This is a genomic window from Xanthobacter sp. BG11Y11_SDJG (assembly GCF_057364445.1).
Window position 1 is genome coordinate 1 of record NZ_JBNFNU010000168.1, and the last position, 8,628, is coordinate 8,628.

9 protein-coding genes and 1 pseudogene are annotated in these 8,628 nt (G+C 69.9%); 4 read left to right on the forward strand and 6 right to left on the reverse strand.

Going from position 1 to position 8,628, the window contains the following annotated elements; all coding sequences use genetic code 11:
* The coding region (locus AC2W7M_RS14290) for a hypothetical protein (RefSeq protein ID WP_486132929.1) at positions 1 to 333 on the forward strand (333 nt) is incomplete at its 5' end.
* A gap of 147 nt (positions 334 to 480) precedes the next feature.
* Positions 481 to 786 carry a hypothetical protein gene (locus AC2W7M_RS14295; RefSeq protein WP_486132930.1) on the forward strand — a complete coding sequence of 102 codons (306 nt, stop codon included), beginning with the start codon at positions 481 to 483 and terminating at the stop codon, positions 784 to 786.
* A gap of 49 nt (positions 787 to 835) precedes the next feature.
* Here the strand turns inward: AC2W7M_RS14295 and AC2W7M_RS14300 are convergent, their stop codons facing one another.
* From AC2W7M_RS14300 to trxB, 4 genes are all read right to left on the reverse strand, one after another.
* Positions 836 to 1,510: a M15 family metallopeptidase gene (locus tag AC2W7M_RS14300; RefSeq protein ID WP_486132931.1), complete on the reverse strand. Its 675-nt coding sequence runs from the start codon at positions 1,508 to 1,510 to the stop codon at positions 836 to 838.
* Between the two features lie 185 nt (positions 1,511 to 1,695).
* Positions 1,696 to 2,214, reverse strand: coding sequence for a peptidoglycan-binding domain-containing protein (locus AC2W7M_RS14305; protein WP_486132932.1), 519 nt, complete (start codon positions 2,212 to 2,214; stop codon positions 1,696 to 1,698).
* Between the two features lie 423 nt (positions 2,215 to 2,637).
* Positions 2,638 to 3,528 carry a LysR family transcriptional regulator gene (locus AC2W7M_RS14310; protein WP_121625560.1) on the reverse strand — a complete coding sequence of 297 codons (891 nt, stop codon included), beginning with the start codon at positions 3,526 to 3,528 and terminating at the stop codon, positions 2,638 to 2,640.
* 115 nt (positions 3,529 to 3,643) lie between these two features.
* Positions 3,644 to 4,603 carry a thioredoxin-disulfide reductase gene (trxB, locus tag AC2W7M_RS14315; RefSeq protein ID WP_486132933.1) on the reverse strand — a complete coding sequence of 320 codons (960 nt, stop codon included), beginning with the start codon at positions 4,601 to 4,603 and terminating at the stop codon, positions 3,644 to 3,646.
* 238 nt (positions 4,604 to 4,841) lie between these two features.
* Here trxB and AC2W7M_RS14320 point away from each other — a divergent pair, with 238 nt between their 5' ends.
* On the forward strand, positions 4,842 to 5,324 hold the full coding sequence (locus tag AC2W7M_RS14320) for an Lrp/AsnC family transcriptional regulator (RefSeq protein ID WP_486132934.1): 483 nt from the start codon (positions 4,842 to 4,844) through the stop codon (positions 5,322 to 5,324).
* A 216-nt stretch (positions 5,325 to 5,540) separates the two neighbouring features.
* Here AC2W7M_RS14320 and AC2W7M_RS14325 read toward each other — a convergent pair whose 3' ends face one another.
* The gene (locus tag AC2W7M_RS14325) at positions 5,541 to 6,266 is read right to left on the reverse strand and encodes a tetratricopeptide repeat protein (protein ID WP_486132936.1); all 726 of its coding nucleotides are present in this window, start codon (positions 6,264 to 6,266) and stop codon (positions 5,541 to 5,543) included.
* Between the two features lie 57 nt (positions 6,267 to 6,323).
* A pseudogene (locus AC2W7M_RS14330) lies at positions 6,324 to 6,746 on the reverse strand (hypothetical protein); the annotation flags it as partial.
* Positions 6,747 to 6,907: 161 nt separating this feature from the next.
* Here AC2W7M_RS14330 and AC2W7M_RS14335 point away from each other — a divergent pair.
* On the forward strand, positions 6,908 to 8,628 hold a 1,721-nt coding region (locus tag AC2W7M_RS14335), incomplete at its 3' end, for a type I secretion system permease/ATPase (RefSeq protein ID WP_486132935.1).

Genomic DNA, 8,628 nt, shown 5'->3' on the forward strand with positions numbered 1-8,628 from the left:
CGCGGCGACGGCGGAGGTGGAAAACCCCCGAGCTCGCGGTTGCCGCCGGGCAGGCGCTGCTGCGCGGCCGGCTCGGCTGGGACGACGACAGCCCGTGCACGCTCGGAGGTCCTCACGCGCTTCGCCACCGTGGCGCTGGCCCTGTTTGCGGCCGGCCGCGCGGCGGCCGTACCGGAGCCCGACGCCCAAGCCCTGGCCGAAGCCCCGGCCGAGACCCTCGCACCGGCCGAAGCCCTGGCGGCGTTCGAGGCCTGGTATCTCGACACGCGCGAGACCCCGTTCTGGTATCTGTTCGACCACTATTTTCCGGAGACGCCCCTTGTCGACTTCTAGGCGCAGGCCGCGCGCCGGCGGAGCGAAGGAGCGGGCCCGTGAGCGGCCGCCGGCGGCCCCTCGCTCGCCGATCCCCTGCCTCCGGCCGACGACTTCTCGGACTGGCTGGCGGAAACCTATGCCCGGGAGGGCGACTTCACGGCGCTGGTGGTTCTGGTGGCCATCGGCGAGACACGGGTGACGCCGCTCGCCTCCACCTTCCTCACCTTCGTGGGCGACGAGATCGGCTGGACGCAGATCTCCAGCCTGTTCGCCGGCGCGAAGAAGGCCTGGGACGGGGTGAGCTTCTTCCCGGTGCTCGACGCCGAAGGCCCGATCGAAAATGCCGAGGCGCGGGCGCGCCTGCGCCGCCTCGAATCCCGCCTCGCCGAGGACCGGCTGGTGCTGAACGAGGGGGCGTTCTTCGACTGCTGGGGCCGCAAGATGAAGGTGGAGGAGATCGCCCCCCACTGAGGCGGTGCGGCGCCCCTGCCCTCGGCCCGGCGCACGGAGGGCTTCAGGCTCAGCGGATCGGAAAGTCGAAATAGGTGCTGGGAAACGGCTCGTCCTTGAGCGTGAAGTGCCACCATTCCTTGGCGAAGGGCACGAAGCCGTGGCGCGTCATCAGGTCGGCGAGGCGCTGGCGGCTGGCCTTCTGGGAGGCTGTCACGGCATCCGATCCCGGCCAGGAGCGCGGGCTGAACAGATCGAACGGCGTGCCCATGTCCACCTCCGCGCCGGTCGCGGCATGCACCAGCGTGAGGTCGAGCGTCGAGCCGCGCGAATGGCCGGACCGGGAGGCGATATAGCCTTCCTTGAACAGCTCGGACTTGGCGAGGTCGGGATAATAGGCGGCCTTGGTGCGCTCGTCGGCGAGGTCCGCGGCCCAGCGCGCGAAATGCGCCACCGCGCGGGCCGGCCGGTAGCAGTCGAACAGCTTCAGTCCATAGCCCTGCCGGCGGGCATCCTCCGCCACCTTCGCAAGCGCCTCGGCTGCCGGCCGGGTGAGGAAGCAGCGCGCCGCCTCGTAGCCGTCGACGCGGGTGCCGACGAAATTGTCGCTGCCGAAATAGCGCACGTCGAGAATGACGCCGGGCACCAGCCGGGTGACGTCCACGAACGTGGCCGGCCGGTCGGTGCGGGCCTCGGCGGGCGGGACCAACGCTGACAGGCCCAAAGCGAGGGCCGCGGGTTTCACCACGTGATCCATGACGCGGGCGACCATCGGAAGAAGAAGAACCATCGGCGCAGCCTAGGGCTCTCTGCCCGACCTGGGAACAAACACGCACCAGGCACGAGCCAGCCCTGTCCGGCCGGCGCACGGCCCGGCAAAGACGGCAGGCGGCGGCCCGAGGGGACCGCCGCGCATTCCGCCGGGTGATGTCAGGAGAAGAAGCTGGTGATGGTCTGCCAGATGCTCTTCTTCGGGGCGGCGGCGGCGTCCGCCGAAACCGGCTTGCCGTCGGTGCCGATGGTCGCCGGGCCGCTCTGGGCCTTGGCCACGGCCTCGGCGCTGAAGACGCCGGCAAAGGCGGGGATCTTGGAGAGGGTCACCGGGCCGGCCATGCCGTCCGCCTCGAGGCCGTTCTTCTCCTGGAACGCCTTCACCGCCTTGGCGGTGCCGGGGCCGAACTGGCCGTCGGCGGTGATGCCGAGGGCGGTCTGGAGCTTTTTCACCGCCTCGCCCTTGGTGCCCACGGTGAGCAGGATCAGTTCCGGCAGGCCCATGGCGGAGAAGGTGTCCGGGCCGGCAATGCCGTCGGCGGCGAGGCCGTTGGCCTTCTGGTAGGCCTTCAGGGCCTCCTCGGTGGCGGGGCCGAACTGGCCGTCGGCGGTCACGCCGAGCTTGGCCTGGAGAATCTTGACCGGCTCGCCGGCCAAACCGCGCTTCAGAATCGCCATCTCGTTTCCCCTGATGAATGGGATGGAGGTCCGAGCCCCTTGCGTTCTCGCACGGGGACCGGTGGACGAGGCCCGCGCCGTCCCGCCGTGCCGCCGGCCCGCTGGACATGCCAAAGCGAACGGCGGAAGGCGAAACACCCTCGAACGTCAATCACATACTACCAACGCATGACAAAAGCATGCGAATTGCGAGGGAGGAAAAGAAAAATGCCGGGCCCGATGAAAGGCCCGGCAAGTATCGCCGCAGAGCGGCGAACCTTCCAGAGGGGAACAGCTGAGGCACCGCATAGGATGCAATCAGCGCATGGATAAAATGCCTGCTGCATAGGCATATTGCAACGCCGTTTGATCGCATATCAGGCATGTGCTGGACGCTTGGCTGCCCACCGGAAGGCGGCAGCCCGCTACCTGAATTGATCTTGCTCAATAATTCCAGCGCTGGGCCTTGGATATCAGGAAGTCTCTGAACACCTGGATGCGCGCCACGGAGCGCATTTCCTGGGCATAGGTGAAATAGGCCTCGAGCTTCGGCGTCTCGCGATCGGTGAACAGCGGCACCAGCGACGTGGAATCGTCAGAAAGGTAGTCCGGCAAGGTTCCAATGCCGACACCCCGTTCCACGGCGCGCTTGAGGCCGAGCACGTTGTTCACCTCGAAGGCAGGGATGCGTGGGGTGGAGCCGTCGCGGCCGGCATGCTCCAGCCAGTTGAGACCCTGGAAGTAAGACGGGATCGGCCCGCCGAGCAGCAGGATGCGATGCTTGTCCAATTCGTCCACCGTGCGCGGCTGGCCGTGGCGCTTGAGATAGTCCGCCGAGGCATAGGCGTGGAAATGCACGGTGAAGAGCTTGCGCTGCACCAGGTCCGGCTGCACCGGCTGGCGCATGCGGATGGCGACGTCCGCCTCGCGCATGGCGAGGTCCAGCTCCTCGTCGGTGAGGATCAATTGGATGCGGATGTCGGGATAAAGCTCCACGAACTCGCCCACCCGGGCCGTGAGCCAGTGGGTGCCGAGGCCCATGGTGGTGGTGACGCGCAGGTCGCCGTTGGGCTTCTCCCGGCTGTCGGTCAGCTGGGCGCGCGCCGATTCGAGCTTCAGGAACACCTCGTGGGCGGTGCGGTAGAGCAGTTCGCCCTGCTCGGTCAGGATCAGGCCGCGGGCATGGCGGTGGAACAGCGGAACCTTCAGCTCCGCCTCCAGGGCCGAGACCTGCCGGCTCACCGCCGATTGCGACAGGCCGAGCGTTTCACCCGCATGGGTGAAGGAGCCCGCCTCGGCGGCGACATGGAAGACCTTCAGCTTGTCCCAATCCATCGGGGGTTCCGTTCCCTGGCAGCAGTCTTCCCCGCGTGATGGCGGGGTCCGGGCTCACTGTTCAACCCTCGATCGGCCGCTGAGCGGCACCGGCGGCCGCTCGCGGAGCCGGACCTCATTCGGCCGCCTGCGACACCTGGTGGTGGGCGAGGAAGCGCTCGGTCTCGAGCGCGGCCATGCAGCCCCGCCCCGCCGCCGTCACCGCCTGCCGGTAGACGTCGTCGGCGACGTCGCCCGCCGCGAACACGCCGGCGACCGAGGTGGCGGTCGAATCGGGCGCGGTCCACACATAGCCGTTCGGCTTGAGCTTCAGCTGGTCCTTCACCAGTTCGGTGGAGGGCGCATGGCCGATGGCGATGAACACGCCGTCGGCCGCAAGGCGCGTCACCTCGCCGGTGCGGGTGTCGCGCAGCATCACGCCGGTGACGCGGGTGGGTTCCTCGGCGCCGACGATCTCGGCCAGCTCGGCGTGCCAGACCACGTTCACCTTGGGATGGGCGAACAGCCGCTCCTGCAGGATCTTCTCCGCCCGGAAGCTGTCGCGGCGATGAACCACCGTCACCTTGGAGGCAAAATTGGTGAGGAACAGCGCCTCCTCCACCGCGGTGTTGCCGCCGCCCACCACGACGACCTCCTTGCCGCGATAGAAGAAGCCGTCGCAGGTGGCGCAGGCGGAGACGCCGAAGCCGCGATAGGCCTCCTCCGAGGCGAGGCCGAGCCAGCGCGCTTGCGCGCCGGTGGCGAGGATCACCACGTCCGCGAGATAGGTCTCGCCACCCTCGGTGGTCATGCGGAACGGCCGGCGCGACAGATCGAGGCTCGCCACATGGTCGGCGATGATCTGCGTGCCCATGTGCGCCGCCTGGGCCCGCATCTGCTCCATCAGCCAGGGCCCCTGGATCACGTCCGCGAAGCCGGGATAATTCTCCACGTCGGTGGTGATGGTGAGCTGGCCGCCGGGCTGGATGCCTTCGAACATCACCGGCTCCAGCATGGCGCGGGCCGCATAGATGGCTGCGGTATAGCCCGCCGGGCCAGAGCCGATGATGACGACCTTCTTGTGATGGGTGGTCATGGAAATCCTCGAAACCCAGGCGCACGAAGTGTCCGCGCCTGCGCTGTGAAGCGCCCCTGCCTCTGGGGAAGAGGCCAACGAGCCATGCAGGAATGTAGGAGCACGCGTGCGGCGCCACAAGATACGCCGGCCTGCCTTATAACCGTAGGGTCACGTCGCCCTCTTCGCGAAAGATTATTTCGTTGCGCTGCGGCAAACGCGCACTAAGGTGCGCCCAGCCATTCGCAAGGAGCCCGCCTTGACCGTTCGCCTCGATGCCGTGGACTGGAAGATTCTCGACGAACTCCAGCGGGACGGGCGCATGACCAATGTCGAGCTTTCGCGCCGCGTCGGCATCTCGGCGCCGCCGTGCCTGCGGCGCGTGCGGGCGCTGGAGGAAGACGGCATCATCGAGGGCTACCGGGCGCTGCTGGACGAGAAGCGCCTCGGCTACGACCTCACCGCCTTCGCCATGGTGCACCTGACGAGCCAGGCCGAGGCCGACCTCGCCGCGTTCGAGGCGCGCATCGGCCAATGGCCGCTGGTGCGGTCCGCCTGGATGCTCTCCGGCGAGGTGGACTTCCTGATGCTCTGCGTCGCCCCCGATCTGCGGACCTTCCAGGCCTTCGTGCTGGAGATCACCGCCGCGCCCAACGTGCGCAACGTGAAGACCGCCCTCACCCTCAAGCGCGCCAAGGATGCGCCGGTGGTGCCGCTGGAGGCGGGGCTGCCGAAGAGCTGAGGCCGGGCGGGCGCTGCCGCGCCGCGCTGCACCAGCACTGTCTCACCGGCACTGCTTGCGGACCTTGCGCACGAAATCGCCGGCGCCGTCCGGATTGAGCAGGTGGCAGCGGCGCACGTCGTTTCCTTCAGGCCGGAAAAGCCGGTGCAGACCGCACGGAACGCCGGATGGCCGCGCGAGAAGCGCACCGGCAGCGCATCATATTCGGTGCCGAGGTCATGGTATTGGCCGAGCACGTTCTGGCAGGCGCTCTGCCCCGGCGGCGTCTCGCTGAGCACCGCCAGCGCCGCCCCGGCGCGCGTGTCGCCGCGCTCCGCCGCCTTGCGCAGCCAGCCGAGCCCGCGCTCGAAGTCGAGCGGCACGTCGCTGCCCGCGCGAGTCGGCGAGGCCGAGCGTCATCATCGCCGCCGTGTCGCCGGCCTCCGCGGCCCGGCGCAGCCAGTAGAAGCCCTCCTGCGGGTCCTTCGGCACGCCAGTCCCGTTGAAGTAGCTGAACGAGATCAGGCGCATGCTCATCACGTCGCCGGCCTCGATCGCCCGCTTGTACCAGGAGATGGCGGCGCGCGAATCCTTTTGCAGGCCGTTTCCGGTCTCCAGATTGAGGGCCAGCAGCCGCATCCCGCGGCGGTTGCCCGCCGCTGCGGACTTGCGGTACCAGCCGTTGGCCTCCTTCAGATTGCGCGGCACGCCGTTGCCCAGTTCCAGCAGCAGGCCGAGACTTGCCATGGCGAAGCCGTCGCCTTGCTCGGCGGCCCGGCGATACCAGCGCGCGCCGCTGCCGGCATCCTTGGCGATGCCGTTTCCCGCCACCAGATTGTCGCCCAATAGGTTCATGGCGGCGAGGTCGCCCGCCTCGGCCGCCTTGAGATACCAGCCATTGGCCGCGGCGACGTCGACGCTGCCGCCGGTGCCGTCCTCCAGCATCACGCCCAGATCCACCATGGCCGGGGCGAACCCCGCTTTGGCCGCCTTTTCATAGAGCTTGCGGGCGGCCGCGGGATCGCGCGCGCCGTCATGTCCCGCCTCGTGGCTCTGGCCGAGCGCGTGGGCCCCGCCCGCATGGCCGAGGGCCTCGGCCCTGCGCCGCCATGTCGCGGAATTTCGTCGAAGCGCCGCGCGGCGAGATCGGCGCGCGCCAGCTGATACCAGAGGCGCGGCACCTGCGGTGCGGCGCGCACCGCCGCCATGCAGGCCGGAATGGCAATGGCGGGATCGATCTCGTGGGCCGGGACGCCCGGCACCCCGACGGGCCGGTCCAGGTCGAACGGGCTCGCCGCGGCATCGTCGCACCGCCGCGCCAGCATCTCCGCTAGCCCGGCGTCCGACGGACCGGCGCTGTGCACCGGGACGGCCTGAAGGCCGGCAATCGCCACAGCCAGCGCCACCGCGTATCTCATGCCGCTCCCCGACCTGCGACCCCATTCACGCCCACGTTACCCGATCGCTGCGTCCATGGCAGGCCGCTTGTGCGCCCTTTCACCCCGACGGGCTCGGGGCCCGTCACACGGGTGACGCCTCCCGGCTCTAACTAGCCTCCTCCGGCGCCCCACCTGCCGCAGCGAAGCGACCGTCGAAACCTGCCCATGAGCCGAGTGACCAAAGCCGGCGCGAACCCGCACGCCGCCTCCGATCTTCCGAGCCGGGCGCTGGCGCGCTGCCGCCACGGCTTCGTCGCGGTGGGCGCGTTCTCGGCGGTGGTCAACATCCTGATGCTGACCGGCTCGCTCTACATGCTCCAGGTCTATGACCGGGTGCTGCCCTCCCACAGCCTGCCGACGCTCGTCGCCCTGTCGCTGATCGTCATGGCGCTCTATGCGGTGCAGGGTCTGTTCGACGCCTTGCGCCAGCGCATCCTCGGGCGCATCGGCGTGGCGCTGGACCAGGGCCTCAGCGGTCCCGTGGTGTCGGCGATCCTGCGCGCGCCGCTGCGGCGCCGCGACGACGGGCGCGGCATGCAGCTCGCCCGCGATCTGGACACCGTGCGCTCCTTTCTGTCGGGCCTCGGGCCGACCACGCTGTTCGACCTGCCGTGGATGCCGCTTTATGTGTTCGCGTGCTTCCTGCTGCACCCCTATCTCGGCTGGACGCTGGTGGCGGGCGCGCTGCTGCTGGTGGCCCTGACCCTCGTCACCGAATGGCGCACCCGGCGCCCCGTGCGCGAGGCGGCGCAGTCCGGCGCCGAGCGGGCGGTGCTGCTCGAACAGGCCCGGCGCAATGCCGAGGTGGTGGCCGCGCTCGGCATGGAAAAGCGCATGCTGTCCCGCTTCGAGGAGCGGGGCGCCGGGTATCTGGCCGCCCAACAGCGCGCCGCCGACGTTGCCGGCGGCCTCGGTGCGCTGTCGAAGGTGCTGCGCTTCATGCTCCAATCGGCGATGCTGGGCGTCGGCGCCTGGCTGGTCATTTCCGGGCAGGCCTCGCCGGGCGTCATGATCGCCTCCTCGGTGATCGCCAGCCGCGCGCTGGCGCCGATCGAGCTGGCCATCCAGAGCTGGCGTCCGTTCCTGGCCGCGCGCCAGTCCTGGAGCCGCCTGCGCCAGGCGCTGACGGAGGACGACCGCGCGCGCGCCGTGGCGCCCGAGCGGGCGAGCCAGCGCCTCACCTTGGAACTGGTCACCGTGGCGCCGCCGGGAGCGGCGGCCGCAACGGTGCAGAATGTCTCTTTGGCCGTGGATGCCGGCCATGCCCTCGGCATCATCGGCCCGTCCGCCTCCGGAAAATCGACGCTGGCGCGGGCGCTGGTGGGGGTCTGGCCGGTCCTGCGGGGTGAGCTGCGCCTCGACGGCGCGACGCTGGACCAATGGCCCGACGAGGTCCGCGGCGCCATGATCGGCTACCTACCCCAGGACGTAGAGCTGTTCGACGGCACGGTGGCCGAGAACATCGCCCGCTTCGACCCCGCCGCCGCCGAGGCGGACGTGCTCGCCGCCGCCAAGGCGGCCGGCGCCTACGAGATGATCCTGCGCCTCGCCGACGGCTTCGCCACCCGCATCGGCGAGGGCGGCTCGACCCTGTCCGGCGGCCAGCGCCAGCGCGTGGCGCTCGCCCGCGCGCTCTACAAGGACCCCTTCCTGGTGGTGCTGGACGAGCCCAATTCGAGCCTCGACGCCGAAGGCGAAGCGGCGCTGGAGGCCGCCATCAGGGGCATCCGCGCGCGCGGCGGCATCGTGGTGGTGGTGGCCCACCGGCCAGCCGCGCTCGCCGCCTGCGACCTGGTGCTCGCCATGGCCCAGGGCCAGGCCCAGGCCTTCGGCCCCAAGGGAAGCAGGTGCTGCCGCAAGACGCTGGCCGCGCGCGAGGCGCAGGC

What these genes read in the sequence shown, in the direction of transcription:
- trxB (WP_486132933.1), bottom strand. Translation starts at nt 4,603, where the DNA reads ATGACCACCCATCACAAGAAGGTCGTCATCATCGGCTCTGGCCCGGCG.
- AC2W7M_RS14325 (WP_486132936.1), bottom strand. Translation starts at nt 6,266, where the DNA reads ATGGTGGATCTGGGCGTGATGCTGGAGGACGGCACCGGCGGCAGCGTC.
- AC2W7M_RS14305 (WP_486132932.1), bottom strand. Translation starts at nt 2,214, where the DNA reads ATGGCGATTCTGAAGCGCGGTTTGGCCGGCGAGCCGGTCAAGATTCTC.
- AC2W7M_RS14310 (WP_121625560.1), bottom strand. Translation starts at nt 3,528, where the DNA reads ATGGATTGGGACAAGCTGAAGGTCTTCCATGTCGCCGCCGAGGCGGGC.